Origin of the sequence: Streptomyces noursei ATCC 11455, from assembly GCF_001704275.1 — a bacterium.
Classification (GTDB): Bacteria; Actinomycetota; Actinomycetes; order Streptomycetales; family Streptomycetaceae; genus Streptomyces; species Streptomyces noursei.
On sequence record NZ_CP011533.1, the window covers coordinates 847,244 to 863,622 of the forward strand.

At 75.8% G+C, this 16,379-nt stretch carries 1 protein-coding gene; it reads right to left on the reverse strand.

Translation table 11 applies throughout. The features are described from left to right. Positions 1-54 precede the first annotated feature (54 nt). Positions 55-16,359 (reverse strand): type I polyketide synthase, encoded by a 16,305-nt coding sequence (locus SNOUR_RS03450; RefSeq protein WP_067343751.1) that lies wholly within the window; start codon positions 16,357-16,359, stop codon positions 55-57. Between the last annotated feature and the right edge of the window lie 20 nt (positions 16,360-16,379).

Here is a 16,379-nt window from a genome sequence, read left to right on the forward strand (position 1 = left end):
GTCCGTGAAACCTTCCTCAGATGTGGTGCGCGCGAGCGACGGGAGTGGGGCGGGTCAGGAGTCCGCCTGCCGGCCGAGCTCGTGGTCGATGAAGGCGAGGACCTCTTCGGCGCTCGCCGCTTCGATGCGGTCGTCGACGGTCGTCCCACCGCCGTCCTGTCGGGTGCCGTCCCACTGCGCCAGCAGGTGCCGCAGCCGCCCGACGACGCCCTGTCGGGTGGCGTCGTCCGCGCCCTCCGGCGACAACTCGGCGGCGATCCGGTCGAGTTCGGCCAGCGGGGAACGGTCCGGACCGGCCGCGGTCCCACCGGGCAGCGTCGACGCGAGGTGCCGGGCGACCGCGTCCGGCGTCGGGTGGTCGAAGACGAGCGTGGCCGGCAGCCGGGCTCCGGTGGCGGTGGCCAGCCGCGTCCGCAGTTCGACCGCCATCAGCGAGTCGAAGCCCAGCCGGTTGAAGTCCCGCTCGGCCGGGACGGCGTCCGCCCCGGAGTGGCCGAGCACCGCGGCCGTCTCGGTGCGGACCAGGTCGAGCAGCGCCTGATGCCGCTGCTCGGCGTCCAGGGCGGCCAGCCGGCGGGCCAGTACACCGGCGTGCCCGGCCGCGGCCGCCGTGCGGCGCCGGCCGCGCACCAGGGCACGCAGCACCGCGGGGACCTCGTCGGCGCCCGGTGCGGCGGCGCCACGGGCGAGCCGCACCGCCACCGCGAACCCGTCGCCGCGGGCGCCGGCGGCGTCGAACAGGGCCAGGCCCTGTTCCGGGGTGAGCGGCGGCATGCCGGAGCGCTCCAGGCGGGCCAGGTCGGCGGCGCCGAGGGTGCCGGTCATGCCGGCGTCCTGCCCCCACGGTCCCCAGGCCAGCGACAGTCCGGGCAGGCCCTGGGCGGCGCGGTGCGCGGCGAGCGCGTCGAGGAACGTGTTGCCGGCGGCGTAGTTGCCCTGGCCGGGGCCGCCGGTGACACCGGCGACCGAGGAGTACAGCACGAACCCTGCCAGGTCGCGGTCGCGGGTGGCGTCGTGCAGGTGCCAGGCGGCGTCCGCCTTGGCGCGCAGGACGGTGTCCAGCCGCTCGGGCGTCAGGGTGCCGACGGTGGCGTCGTCGAGGACGCCGGCGGTGTGCACGACGGCGGTCAGCGGGTGCTCCGGCGGCAGTTGCGCGAGGAGTCGGTCCAGTGCGGCACGGTCGGCCACGTCGCAGGCGGCGACGGTCACCTCGGCGCCGAGGGCGGCCAGTTCGTCGCGCAGGGCCCGCGCGCCGGGGGCGTCCGGGCCGCGGCGCCCGGCGAGCAGCAGGTGCTTGATGCCGTGTCCGGTGACCAGGTGGCGGGCCAGGAGGCCGCCCAGGCCGCCGGTGCCGCCGGTGATCAGGACGGTGCCGTCGCGGTCCCAGTCCCGCACCGGGTGTCCGGCGGTGGCCTCGGGTCCGTCGGCGGCCCGGGTCAGCCGGGCGACGGTGAGCGTGTCGGCGCGCACCGCGGCCTGGGTCTCGCCCGCGTCGAGCAGGGCCGCCAGGGTGGCCGGCGCGGCGGCGCGGGAGGCTCCCGCGGGATCGGCGGGGTCGAGGTCGAGCAGCAGGAAGCTGCCGGGGTGTTCGGACTGTGCCGAGCGGACCAGGCCCCAGACCGGGGCCGCCGCCAGGTCGTGCACGTCCTCCGCCCCGGCGGCGACGGCGCCGCGGGTGACGATCACCAGGTGGCTGTCGGCGGTGCGGGCGTCGGCGGTCCAGCGCTGCAGCAGCTCCAGCACCGCCGTGGTGGTGCCGCGCACCGCGGCGGGCAGGTCGCCTTCCCCGGTCGGCACGCCCAGCACCGGCGCGAGGACGAGCCGGGGCAGCGGCGCACCGCCGTCCAGCAGCGCGGCCAGCGATGCGACGCGCCCGGGCCCGTCGCCCGCGATCCTCAACTGCCCGTCCAGCTCCGCGAGTTGATCGCCGAGCACGGCGTACGGGAGGTGGTCGCCGCCGGTGGGCGCGGCCTGCGGCGCGGGCACCCACTCCAGGTCGAGCAGGGTCGCGCCGTCATCGGCCGCCCCGGCCCCCGACCGGTCGACGGTGGGCGTGCCCAGGGTGAGCCCGGTGACGGAGACGACCGGAGCGCCCTGCGGGTCGGTGGCCTCCAGAGCCCAGGTGTCCGTGCCGTCCGGGGTGAGGCGGACCCGCAGGGCGGTGGCGGACGCGGCGTGCAGGGCGAGGCCCCGCCAGCCGAGGGCGTCCAGGGTGGCGTCGCCGTCCAGCAGGCCGCCGGCGCGGACCGCGGTGTCCAGCAGCGCCGGGTGCAGGGCGAATGCCCGCTCCGCCGGGCCGGGTTCGGGGAGTTCGATCTCGGCGCAGAGTTCGTCGCCCCACTGCCAGGCCGCCGCGATCCGGGCCGGGCCGGTGGCGGTGGGCAGGGCGTCGAGCGGCACGGCGCGCTCCGGCGGCCAGCCGGTGTCCGGCGCCGGGGGCTGCGGGGTGTCGTGGGTGAGGACCGCGGTGGCGTGCAGCGTCCAGGGGCTGTCGGGGGAGTCGTCGGGTCGGGCGTGCACGGACAGCGCGCGCCGGCCGGTGTCGTCGGGGGCGGCCACCCGGACCTGGAGGCGCTGGGCCGCCGCGCCGGTGAGGACGAGCGGTGCGGCGACGGTCAGTTCCGCCACGGTCGGGCAGTCGGCCTGGTCGCCGGCGCGGACGGCGAGTTCGGCGAGGACCGCGGCCGGCAGGACGGTGCGGCCGTCCGCCTCGTAGACCGCGAGCCACGGCTGGGCGGTGGTGGACAGGCGGCCGGTGAGCAGGATCTCCGCGGATCCGGCGACGGTGGTCGCGGCCCCGAGCAGCGGGTGCCGCCCGGCTTCCAGGCCGAGCCCGCCGGCGTCGCCGGGGGCCTGTGCGGCGAGCGAGGGCCAGTACCGCTCGCGCTGGAAGGCATAGGTGGGCAGGGCGATCCGCCGCCCGCCGGTGCCGGCCAGGACCGCGGTCCAGTCGATGTCCACGCCGGCCACGTGGAGTTGGGCGGCGGCGGTGAGGGCGGTGTGCTCCTCGGGGCGCCCCTTGCGCAGCGCGGGCACCACTTCGGCGTCCGTGTCGAACAGGCAGGCCGCGGCCAGGGCGGACAGTACGCCGTCGGGGCCGATCTCCAGGAAGGCGGTGGCGCCGCGCTCGGCCAGGGTGCGGACGCCGTCGGCGAACCGCACGGTCGCCCGGACGTGCCGCACCCAGTAGTCGGCCGCGCACAGCTCCTCCGCCGCGGCCACCTCGCCCGTCACGTTGGACACCACGGGGATGCGCGGCTGGTGGTACTCCAGGCCCTCGGCGACGGCCCGGAAGGCATCCAACATCGGATCCATCAACGGCGAGTGGAAAGCATGACTGACCGCCAACCGACGGACCCGCCGGCCCCGCTCCACCAACTGATCCACGACCTGCCCAACGGCCGCCTCCACACCGGAGACCACCACCGAAACCGGCCCGTTGACCGCGGCGATCGCCACCCCATCGACCAACAGCGGCACCACCTCCGCCTCGGCCGCCTCCACCGCAACCATCACGCCACCCACCGGCAACGCATCCATCAACGAAGCCCGCGCCACCACCAAACGACACGCATCCACCAACGAGAACACCCCGGCCACATACGCCGCCGCAATCTCACCCACCGAATGCCCCGCCACGAACTCAGGCCCCACCCCCCACGAGGCCACCAAACGGAACAACGCCACCTCCACCGCGAACAACGCCGGCTGCGTGAAACGCGTCCGATCCAACAACTCCGACCCCCCGCCCCACATCACCTCCCGCAGCGACACACCCCCACCGGAACCCGTCGCCAACTCCGCATCCAACACCGCCACCACCTCGTCGAACGCCGCCGCGAACACCGGGAAAGCAGCATGCAGTTCACGCCCCATCCCCGACCGCTGAGCACCCTGCCCCGAGAAGAGGAACGCGGTGCTGCGTTCGCGGGCCTCGGCGCGGGCGGCCGCGGTGATGCCGTCGGGCGCGGCCAGCAGGACCGCCCGGTGTTCGAAGGTGGCGCGGCTGGTGACGAGCGAGTGGGCGACGTCGGCGGGCGGCAGGTCCGGGCGCTCGGCGGCGAACGCCCGCAGTCGCGCGAGCTGCGCGTCGAGCGCGGTGGCCGATCGGGCCGAGACGACCCATGGGAGGACGGCGGGCGTCCGGGTGGGGCGGTCGGCAGGGGCCGTGGGGGTGGGCTCGGCGGGCGGCTGTTCCAGGATGACGTGGGCGTTGGTGCCGCTGATGCCGAACGAGGAGACCCCGGCCCGACGCGGACGATCCGTCCGCGGCCAGACGGTCCGCTCGGTGAGCAGCCGCACCGCGCCGGCCGACCAGTCGACCCGGGTCGAGGGCTCGGTGACGTGCAGGGTGCGCGGCAGCGTGCCGTGTTGGAGGGCCAGCACCATCTTCATCAGGCCGGCGGCGCCGGCGGCGGCCTGGGTGTGGCCGATGTTGGACTTCACCGAGCCGAGCCACAACGGCCGGTCGGCGGGCCGGTCCTGGCCGTAGGTGGCGAGCAGCGCCTGGGCCTCGATGGGGTCGCCGAGGACGGTGCCGGTGCCGTGGGCCTCGACCGCGTCCACGTCGCCGGGGGCCAGGCCCGCGTTGGCCAGGGCCTGCCGGATGACGCGCTGCTGGGCGGGACCGTTGGGCGCCGTCAGACCGTTGGACGCACCGTCCTGGTTGACCGCCGAGCCGCGCACCACGGCCAGGATCTCATGGCCGTTGCGGAGCGCGTCGGAGCGGCGTTCGACGACGAGGACGCCCACACCCTCGGACCAGCCGGTGCCGTCGGCGGAGTCGGAGAACGCCTTGCAGTGCCCGTCCGGCGCCAGGCCGCCCTGCCGGGTGAAGCCGGCGAAGCTCGTCGAGGTCGTCATGACGGTGACGCCGCCGGCCAGGGCCAGGGAGCACTCCCCCGCGCGCAGCGCCTGGACGGCCCAGTGCAGGGCGACGAGCGAGGAGGAGCAGGCGGTGTCGACGGTGACGGCGGGGCCCTCGAAGCCGAAGGCGTAGGCGAGGCGGCCGGAGATCACGCTGGCGGCCAGTCCGGTGCCGGCGTGCCCCTCGACGTCCTCCTGGGCGCGCAGGACGAGGCCGGCGTAGTCCTGGCCGTTGGTGCCGACGAACACGCCGGTGCGGCTGCCGCGCAGCCGGGTCGGGTCGGTGCCGGTGCGTTCGACGGCCTCCCAGGCGGTCTCCAGCAGCAGCCGCTGCTGCGGGTCCATGGCGAGCGCCTCGCGCGGGGAGATGTCGAAGAAGCCGGGGTCGAAGGCGGCCGCGTCGTAGAGGAAGCCGCCGACCTCGGTGGCGCTGTGGCCCTGGCCGTCGCCGGCGAGCACGTCGAGGTCCCAGCCGCGGTCGGTGGGGAACGCGTCGATGCCGTCCCGGCCCTCGGCGAGCAGCTGCCAGAACTCCTCGGGGGTGGTGACGCCGCCGGGGAAGCGGCAGGCCATGCCGACGACGACGATCGGATCGTCGTCCGCGGCGGGGACCGGTGCCGGCGGGGCCGCGGGGGCGGATTCCGGCCGGTCGCCGGTGAGTTCGGCGCGCAGGTGGTCGGCGAGCGCCCGCGGGGAGGGGTGGTCGAAGACGAGGCTGGGCGGGAGGGCCAGGCCGGTGGCGGCGGCGAGAGCGCTGCTCAGTTCCACCGCGGTGAGCGAGTCGAAGCCGAGGTCGCGGAAGGGCTTGTCGGCCCGGATGGCGTCGGCACCGGTGTGGCCGAGGACCGCGGCGGCCGTGGTCCGCACCAGGCGGAGGAGGACGGCGTGGCGGTCGGCGGGTGCGGTGCCGGCGAGTTGGTCGCGCAGGTCGGCCGCGGCGCCGGCTCGGCGGCGGTCCGCTTCCTGGACCGCGCGGGCCGCGGTGCGGGCGGCGGGCAGCCGGCTCAGGAGCGGGCTGGGGCGCAGCGCCAGCAGGGATTCCAGCAGCCGCGGCTGCTGGAGGTCGGCGAGGACGAGGGTGGGCTGGGGCTCCGTCACCGCGCGGGCCAGGGCCGGTACGGCGAGGTCGGGGTCGAGCAGGCCGACGGGTTCGGCGCCGGGGCGGGTGTGACGGGCCGCCATGCCGTCGCCGGCCCAGGCACCCCAGGCGATCGAGGTGCCGGCCAGGCCCTGGGCCCGGCGGCGGGCGGCGAGGGCGTCGAGGACCGCGTTGGCGGCGGCGTAGCCGGCCTGGCCGGGGTTGCCGACAGCGCCCGCGACGGACGAGAACAGCGCGAAGACGGCCAGGTCGGTGTCCCGGGTCAGCTCGTCGAGGAGCACGGCGGAGGCCACCTTGGCGCGGAAGACCGTGGCGAACCGGTCCGGGGTGAGGCCGGTGAGCACGCCGTCGTCGAGCACTCCGGCGGTGTGCACCACGCCGGTCAGCGGGCAGTCCCGCGGTACCTCGGCGAGGACCCTGGTCAGCTGCTCCCGGTCGGCGGCGTCGCAGGCCACGAGGGTGACGCGGGCGCCGAGGGCGGTGAGTTCGGTGGTGAGTTCGGCCGCGCCGGGCGCGTCGGGGCCGCTGCGGCTGAGCAGCAGCAGGTGCTCGGCGCCGTGGGCGGCGAGCCAGCGGGCGGTGTGCCGGCCGAGCGCGCCGGTGCCGCCGGTGATCAGGACGGTGCCGGTCGGCTGCCACCCGGTGCCGGGGGCGTCGTCGGGGGCGGGCGCCGGGGTGATCCGGCGGCCGTAGGCGCCGGTGGCCCGCAGCGCGAGCTGGTCCTCGTCGCCGGCGTCGGCCAGTGCGGCGGGCAGTCGGCGTGCGGTGCGCTCGTCGAGGTCGGCGGGCAGGTCGACCAGTCCGCCCCAGTGGCGCGGGAGTTCGAGGGCGGCGATCCGGCCGAGGCCCCAGACGGCGGCCTGGGCGGGGGCGGTCGGCTGCTCGTCGGGGAGCGCGGCGACCGCGCCCCGGGTCAGGGCCCACAGCGGGGCCGGGGCGCCGGTGTCGGCGAGGGCCTGGACGAGCGCGGCGGTGGCGGTGGTGCCGGCCGGTACCGCGTCGTCGCCGCTGGTCTCGTCGAGCGCGAGCAGGGAGACCACGGCGGTCGGGGCGGTGTCGTCGGCCGCTTCGGTGAGCAGGGCGGCGAGCGCGGCCCGGTCGGTGCCGTCGGCCGGGACGTCCACCCGGCGGGCGTCCGGGCCGAGGGCGGCGACGACGTCGGCGACCCAGGGGTCGGTGGTCGCGGCGGCGGGCACCAGCACCAGGACGCCGCCGGTGTGCGGCGTGCCGGCGAGCGACAGCGGTTCCCAACTCTCCCGGTGCCGCAGGGCGTTGGTGGCCGATGTGGTGCGGCGCCGGGTGCGCCAGGCGGACAGTGCGGGCAGCACGGCGCCGAGCTGGTCGCCGTCGATGTCCAGGTGGGCGGCGAGCGCGGTGGCGTCCGCGCGCTCCACCGCGGCCCAGAACTCCGCGTCCGCGGCATCCGCGCCGCCGCCCGCGGGTTCGGCGGCCAACTCCGGCCAGTACCGCTCGCGTTGGAAGGCGTAGGTCGGCAGGTCGGTGCCGCGCGCGCCGGTGCCGGTCAGGGCGGCGCTCCAGTCGACGGTCACGCCGGCGACGTGCAGCCGGGCCAGTCCGGCGAGCAGGGCGCTCTCCTCGTCGCGGTCCTTGCGGAGGGTGGGCGTCACGAGCGCCTCGGCGGGCAGGACGCCGCGGGCGAGCGCGGACAGTACGCCGTCGGGGCCGATCTCCAGGAAGGCGGTGGCGCCGCGCTCGGCCAGGGTGCGGACGCCGTCGGCGAACCGCACGGTCGCCCGGACGTGCCGCACCCAGTAGTCGGCCGCGCACAGCTCCTCCGCCGCGGCCACCTCGCCCGTCACGTTGGACACCACGGGGATGCGCGGCTGGTGGTACTCCAGGCCCTCGGCGACGGCCCGGAAGGCATCCAACATCGGATCCATCAACGGCGAGTGGAAAGCATGACTGACCGCCAACCGACGGACCCGCCGGCCCCGCTCCACCAACTGATCCACGACCTGCCCAACGGCCGCCTCCACACCGGAGACCACCACCGAGACCGGCCCGTTGACCGCGGCGATCGCCACCCCATCGACCAACAGCGGCACCACCTCCGCCTCGGCCGCCTCCACCGCAACCATCACGCCACCCACCGGCAACGCATCCATCAACGAAGCCCGCGCCACCACCAAACGACACGCATCCACCAACGAGAACACCCCGGCCACATGCGCCGCCGCAATCTCACCCACCGAATGCCCCGCCACGAACTCAGGCCCCACCCCCCACGAGGCCACCAAACGGAACAACGCCACCTCCACCGCGAACAACGCCGGCTGCGTGAAACGCGTTCGATCCAACAACTCCGACCCCCCGCCCCACATCACCTCCCGCAGCGACACACCCCCATCAGCATCAGAACCCAGCTCCGCATCCAACACAGCCACCACCTCGTCGAACGCCGCCGCGAACACCGGGAAAGCAGCATGCAGTTCACGCCCCATCCCCGACCGCTGAGCACCCTGCCCCGAGAAGAGGAACGCGGTGCGGTGCGGCGTCGCCGCTCCCCTGGCGACCTCGGGCAGGTCGGGGGCGCCGGTCGCCGGGTCGCCGACGGTGGCGAGCAGGACGGCGCGGTGTTCGAAGAGCGAGCGGCCGGTGGCGAGGGTGTGGGCGGTGTCGAGCGGCGCCAGGGCGGCGGCGGTGCGCAACCGGTCCAGTTGGGCGTCGAGGGCGGCCGGGGTCTGCGCGGAGACGGGCCAGGCCACCACGGTGGGTGCGGGCCGGCCCGGGTCGGCGGCGGGGGTGGGCTCGGCGGGCGGCTGTTCCAGGATGACGTGGGCGTTGGTGCCGCTGATGCCGAACGAGGAGACCCCGGCCCGACGCGGACGATCCGTCCGCGGCCAGGCGGTCCGCTCGGTGAGCAGCCGCACCGTGCCCGCCGACCAGTCCACGTGCGAGGACGGTTCGGTGAGGTGCAGGGTCTGCGGCAGGATGCCGTGGCGCATGGCCATGACCATCTTGACCAGCCCGGCCGCGCCGGCCGCGGACTGGGTGTGGCCGATGTTGGACTTCACCGAGCCGAGCAGCAGCGGGTGTTCGGGGTCGCGGTCGGTGCCGTAGGCGGCGATCAGGGCCTGGGCCTCGATGGGGTCGCCGAGCGGGGTGCCGGTGCCGTGCGCCTCGACGGCGTCCACGTCGACGGGGGTCAGGCCCGCGTTGGCCAGGGCCTGCCGGATGACGCGCTGCTGGGCGGGACCGTTGGGCGCCGTCAGACCGTTGGACGCACCGTCCTGGTTGACCGCCGAGCCGCGCACCACGGCCAGTACGCGGTGGCCGGCGCGCCGGGCGTCGGAGAGGCGTTCCAGGACCAGGACGGCGGCGCCCTCGGACCAGCCGGTGCCGTCGGCGGAGTCGGAGAACGCCTTGCAGCGGCCGTCCTGGGCGAGGCCGCCCATCCGGGAGAAGCCGGTGAAGTTGGCGGCGGTGGTCATGACGGTGACGCCGCCGGCCAGGGCCATGGTGCACTCCCCCGCGCGCAGCGCCTGGGCGGCCAGGTGCAGCGACACCAGGGAGGAGGAGCAGGCGGTGTCCACGGACAGGGCCGGGCCCTCCAGGCCGAGCGCGTAGGCGAGGCGGCCGGAGACGACGCTGACGGCGAGGCCGGTGGTGGCGTGGCCGGCGATGTCGTCGCGGGAGCGCATCACGAGGCCGGCGTAGTCCTGGCCGCTGACGCCCATGAACACGCCGGTGTCGCTGCCGCGCAGGGTCTGCGGGTCGATGCCGGCGCGCTCGGCGGCCTCCCAGGCGACTTCGAGGAGGATGCGCTGCTGCGGGTCCATGGCCAGGGCCTCGCGCGGCGAGATGCCGAAGAAGGCGGCGTCGAAGTCGGCGATGTCGCGGAGGAATCCGCCCTGGCCGGTGCGGGCGCCGGGGGCGCCGGCGAGCTGCGGGTGGCGGTCCCATGCGCGGTCGGCGGGGAAGCCGGTGATCGCGTCGGTGCCGGATGCCACCAGGTCCCACAGCTCCTCGGGGGAGCTGACGCCGCCGGGGAAGCGGCAGCTCATGCCGACGATGACGACCGGGTCGTGCTCCGGGTCCGCGGCCTGTGCGGCGGCGGTGACGGTCACCGGGGCGTCCGCGCCGAGGAGTTCGTCGTGGAGGTGGACGGCGAGGCGGTCGGGGGTCGGGTAGTCGAAGATGAGGGTGGCGGGCAGGGTGAGGCCGGTGGCCTTGCCGAGTCGGTTGCGCAGTTCGATGGCGGTCAGCGAGTCGAAGCCGAGTTGGCGGAACTCGCGGCGGGCGTCCACCGGGTCGGTGGAGCCGTGGCCGAGGACGGTGGCGGCCTCGGTGCGCACCAGCTCGACGAGGAAGGGGGTGCGCTCCTCCTCGGGCAGGGCGGCGAGGCGTTCGGCGAGGCCGGCGCGGGAGACGCCGGCGGTGCCGGCCCTGGCCCGGCGGCCCGCGGTGCGGACCAGGCCGCGCAGCACGGCGGGGACGCCGACCCCGGCGGGCAGCGCACCGCCGGTGAGGCCGAGCGGGACGATCAGGGGTTCGTCGGCGGCGGTGGCGGCGTCGTAGAGGGCGAGGCCGCGTTCGGCGGTGAGCAGCGGTTGGCCGCCGGCGTCGCTGACCCGGCGCAGGTCGTGGTCGGTCAGTGCGCCGGTCATGCCGGCGCCCTGCTCCCAGGCGCCCCAGGCCAGCGAGGTGGCGGGCAGGCCGAGGGCGTGTCGGTGGGCGGCGAGCGCGTCGAGGAAGGTGTTGCCGGCCGCGTAGTTGGCCTGGCCCGGTCCGCCCATGACGCCGGCGGTGGAGGAGTAGAGCACGAACGCGGCCAGGTCGAGGTGGCGGGTGAGGTCGTGCAGGTGCCAGGCGGCGTCCACCTTGGGCCGTAGGACGGTGGCGAGGCGGTCGGGGTTCAGGGCGGTGAGGGTGCCGTCGTCCAGGACGCCGGCGGTGTGCACGACCGCGGTGAGGGGGTGTTCGGCGGGCACGGTGGCGAGCAGCGCGGCGAGCGCGGTGCGGTCGGCGACGTCGCAGGCGGCGACGGTGACCTCGGCGCCCAGGGCGGTCAGTTCGGCGTGGAGTGCGGCGGCGCCGGGCGCGTCGGGGCCGCGCCGGCCGGCCAGCAGCAGGTGGCGGGCGCCGTGCTCGGTGACCAGGTGGCGGGCGAGCAGGCCGGCCAGGCCGCCGGTGCCGCCGGTGAGGAGCACGGTGCCGTCGGGGTCGAGGGGTTGCGGCACGGTGAGCACGATCTTGCCGATGTGCTGGGCCAGGCTCATGAAGCGGAACGCCTCGCCGGCGCGGCGCACGTCCCAGCTGCGGACCGGCAACGCGGCCAGCGCGCCGCGGTCGAACAGCTCGACGAGGTCGAGCAGCATCCGCTGGATGTGTTCCGGATCGACCATGCCGAGGTCGAAGGAGTGGTAGGAGAGGCCGTCGGGAACGGAGTCCGCGGCGCGGATGTCGGTCTTGCCCATCTCCAGGAACCGGCCGCCGTCGCCGAGCAGCCGCATCGAGGCGTCGACGAACTCGCCGGACAGCGCGTTCAGTACGACGTCCAGGCCGCGGTCGCCGGCGACTTCGGCGAAGGCCGCCTCGAAGTCGAGGGTGCGGGAGGAGGCGATGTGGTCGTCGGCCACGCCCAGGGAGCGCAGCACGTCCCACTTGCCCTCACTGGCCGTGGCGAACACCTCGGCACCGACATGCCGGGCGATCTGGATCGCCGCCATACCGACACCACCGGCACCGGCATGCACCAGCACCTTCTCCCCCGCCCGCAGACCACCCAACTCCTTCAGGGCGTAGTACGCGGTGAGGAACACCAACGGCACCGACGCACCCGTCTCCCAGGACCAGTCGGCCGGGACGGGGGTGAGCAGCCGGGCGTCGGCGATGCCGAGCGGTCCGAAGCCGCCGAAGAGCATGCCCATGACCCGGTCGCCGGGTGCCAGGCCGGTGACCTCCGGTCCGACCTCGACGACCACACCGGCCGCCTCCGAACCGAACAGCCCCGCATCCCCGGGATACATCCCCAACGCGTTGAGCACGTCACGGAAGTTCAGGCCCGCGGCGCGGATGCCGACGCGGACCTCGTGGCCGGTGAGGGGTCGTCGGGCCTCGGGGTGGGGCAGCAGGGCGAGGCCGTCGAGGCTGCCCTTGGCCCGGCTGCCCAGGCGCCAGGGGGTGCCGGGCGGCGGGACGAGGCCGCGGCCGGAGTCCAGGCGGGCGAGCCGGCCGACCCGGACGGTGCCCTCGCGGACCACGGCCTGCGGCTCGTCGGCGTCCAGGAGGGCCGGCAGCAACGGGAGTTGGGCGGCGGACTCGGCGGTGTCGTCGAGGTCGACGAGCAGCAGTCGGCCGGGGTTCTCGGACTGGGCGGAGCGCACCAGGCCCCAGACCGGGGCGGCGGCCAGGTCGAGCGGGCCGCGCTCGCCGTCGGCGACCGCGCCGCGGGTGACGAGCAGCAGCCGGGAGCGGGCGAAGCGCTCCTCGGCCAGCCATTCCTGGAGCAGGGCCAGGACGGTGCGGGTCAGGTCGTGGGCACCGGCCGGCCCGTGGTCGGTGGCGCCGCGCAGCGGTACCGCGACCACGTCGGGCACCGGCCGGTCGTCGCCGGCGGTGAGTTCGCCGAGGGCGTCGACACCGTCGCGGAGTCCCGTGACGGTGTCGGGGCCGGCGGCGGTGAGCGCCTCGGTCAGGCCGATCGGGTCGGTACCGAGGACGGCCCAGGTGGCGGGGGTGGCCGGGGCGTGGACGGTGCGGGGCGTCCAGTCCATGCGGAAGAGGGAGCCCGCGTCGGCACGGTGGTCGGCGGTGCCGGCGTCGGGGCCGGCGGCGCGCAGCGTCAGCGATTCGACGGAGACGACGGGGCGGCCCTGCGGGTCGACGGCGGTGATCTCCACGGCGTCGGGGCCGCAGCTGGTGATCCGGACGCGCAGCGCGTCCGCGCCCGCGGCGTGCAGGGACACGCCGTTCCAGGCGAACGGCAGGAGGCTGCGGTCGTCGCCGTCGGCGGAGGCGAAGAGGGTGCTGTGCAGGACGGCGTCGAAGAGGGCCGGGTGCAGGCCGAAGGCGTCGGCGTCGGCGGTGCCTTCGGGCAGGGCGACCTCGGCGTAGATCTCGGTGTCGCGGCGCCATACGGCGCGCAGGCCGCGGAAGACGGGCCCGTAGTCGAGTCCGTTGGCGCGGTAGCGGTCGTAGAGGCCGTCGATGTCGACGGGTTCCGCGTCGCGGGGCGGCCAGGTGGTGGTGTCGAGGGCGAGGACGCGCTCGCCCTCGGTGATCCGGCCGGTGGCGTGCTGGGCCCAGGCGGCGTCCGGGTCGTCCCCGGGCCGGGTGAAGAAGCGCAGGTCGCGGCCGCCGTCGTCGTCCGCGGCGCCGACCGCGATCTGCATCTGGACGGTGCCGGTGGCGGGCAGGATCAGCGGCGCGGCGAGCATGAGTTCCTCGACCCGGTCGCAGCCGACCTGGTCGGCGGCGCGGACCGCCAGTTCCAGGAAGCCGGTGCCGGGGAAGAAGACCATGCCGCCGACGACGTGGTCGGCGAGCCAGGGGTGGGTGGCGAGCGACAGGGTGCCGGTGAGCAGGAGCTCGTCGGACCCGGCGACGGACATGGCGGCGCCGAGCAGCGGGTGGTCGGCGGCGGTCAGGCCGAGGCCGGTGGCGTCGGCGGGCCGGTAGGTGGCCTTGGGCCAGTAGCGCTCGTACTGGAAGGCGTAGGTCGGCAGGTCGGTGCGGTGGGCGCCGGTGCCGGCGTAGAACGCCGTCCAGTCCACCGGGACGCCGGCGGTGTGCAGCCGGGCCAGTGCGGCGACCGCGGCGGGCTCCTCGTCCCGGTCCTTGCGCAGGACGGGGACGGAGACGGCGTCGGGGGCGGACTGCTGGGCCAGGGCGGCGAGCGTGCCGTCCGGGCCGAGTTCGAGGAAGGCGCCGACGCCGGCGTCGGTGAGGGCGCGGATGCCGTCGGCGAAGCGGACCGCCTCGCGGACGTGCCGGACCCAGTAGTCGGCAGTGCCGAGCAGGGTGCCGTCGGCGACCGCGCCGGTGAGGTTGGAGACCACCGGGATCTGCGGTTCGCCGTAGGACAGGCCCTCGGCGACCGCGCGGAACTCCGCGAGCATCGGGTCCATCAGCGGCGAGTGGAAGGCGTGGCTGACCCGCAGCCGGGTGGTGCGGCGGCCCTGTTCGGCGAGTCGGGCGGCGACGGCGAGGGTGGCGGTCTCGTCGCCGGAGACGACGAGCGAGGTGGGGCCGTTGATCGCGGCGATCGCGACGCCGTCGGTGAGCAGCGGGCTGACCTCGTCCTCGGTGGCCTCGACGGCGACCATCGCCCCGCCGCGCGGCAGCGCCTGCATCAGCCCGGCGCGGGCGGCCACCAGCGTGCAGGCGTCCTCCAGGGAGAACACCCCGGCGACGTGCGCGGCGGCGATCTCGCCGATGGAGTGGCCGGCGACGAAGTCCGGGGCGACGCCCCAGGATTCGATCAGGCGGTAGAGGGCGACCTCGACGGCGAACAGGGCGGGCTGGGTGAAGCCGGTCTCGTTGAGCGGCGCGTCGTCGGTGCCCCAGATCACCTCCCGCAGGGTGCCGCCCAGTTCGGCGTCGAGCAGGTCCACGGCGGTGTCGAGGGCCCGTGCGAACACCGGGAAACGGGCGTGGAGTTCGCGGCCCATGCCCAGGCGCTGGGCGCCCTGGCCGGAGAAGAGGGCCGCGCAGCGGGTGCGTCCGGCGGCGTGTCCTTCGTGGGCGTCGGGGGCGGTGCCGTGCGCCAGCCAGGCGGTCAGGGCGTCCCGTCCGGCGGTGCCGTCGGTGCCGGTGACGACGGCGAGCCGGTGTTCCAGGGCGGCGCGGGTGGTGGCGAGGGAGAACGCGGTGTCCAGGGCGGTGGGCCCGCGGTCGCCGTCGGGGCGGTCGAGGTGGTCGAGCAGCGCGGTGGCCTGGTCGCGCAGGGCGGCGCCGGTGCGGGCGGAGAGCAGCCACGGCAGGGTCCGCGGGGTGCGGGGCGGAGTGTCGTCAGCCGCCTCGGCGGGGGTGTCGGGGGCCTGTTCGACGATGACGTGGGCGTTGGTGCCGCTGACGCCGAAGGAGGAGATGCCGGTGCGGCGCGGCCTGCCAGTCTCGGGCCACGGGTGGGCGTCGGTGAGGAGTTCGACGCTGCCGGTGGTCCAGTCGACGTGGGTGGAGGGCCGGTCGACGTGCAGGGTCCGCGGGAGGACGCCGTGCCGCATCGCCATGATCATCTTGATCACGCCGGCGACGCCGGACGCGGCCTGGGTGTGGCCCATGTTCGACTTGATCGAGCCGAGCAGCACCGGGTGGGCGCGGTCCTGGCCGTAGGTGGCGAGGATGCTCTGCGCCTCGATGGGGTCGCCGAGCGGGGTGCCGGTCCCGTGCGCCTCGACCGCGTCGATGTCGCCGGTGGCCAGGCCGGCGTTGGCGAGGGCCTGGCGGATGACGCGCTGCTGGGAGGGGCCGTTGGGGGCGGTGAAGCCGTTGGAGGCGCCGTCCTGGTTGACGGCGGAGCCGCGGACCACGGCGAGCACCGGGTGGCCGTTGCGCTGGGCGTCGGAGAGCCGTTCCAGCAGCAGCACGCCGGCGCCCTCGGACCAGCCGGTGCCGTCGGCGGCGTCCGCGAACGCCTTGCAGCGGCCGTCCCGGGCCAGCCCGCCCTGGCGGCTGAACTCGACCAGCGAGCCCGGTGTGGCCATCACGTTGACGCCGCCGGCCAGCGCCATGCCGCACTCGCCGTTGCGCAGCGCCTGCACGGCCAGGTGCAGGGCGACCAGCGACGAGGAGCAGGCGGTGTCGACGGTGAGCGCGGGGCCTTCGAGGCCGAGGGTGTAGGAGAGCCGACCGGAGGCGGCGCTGGCGGCGATGCCGGTGCCGACGTCGCCGGTGGCGTCGTCCAGGGAGCGGACGAGCAGGTAGGCGTAGTCCTGGCCGTTGGTGCCGATGAACGCGCCGGTGCGGGTGGCGCGCAGCGTGGTGGCGTCGATGCCGGCCCGCTCGACGGCCTCCCAGGCGGTGGTCAGCAGGAGCCGCTGTTGCGGGTCCATGGTGACCGCCTCGCGCGGTGAGATCCCGAAGAAGCCGGGGTCGAAGTCGGCGATGCAGTCCAGGAATCCGCCGCGCTGGCTGACGTCGGTGTCGCGGGCGTCGGTGCCGCTGTTGCGCAGCGCCTCCAGGTCCCAGCCGCGGTCGTCGGGGAATCCGGAGATCACGTCGGTGCCGGTGGCGACCATCTCCCACAGCGCTTCCGGGGAGTCGACGGCGCCGGGGAAGCGGCAGGCCATGCCGACCACGGCGATCGGTTCCTTGGCCGCCGCGACCAGCATCCGGTTCTGCCGCCGGAGCCGGTCGGTCTCCTTGACCGCGGCGCGGAGTGCGGCGACTACGTTGTTCTCGGGGGTCTCGGGGTTCTCGGGCGCGTTCATCGTCTGCTCCATCAATCGCG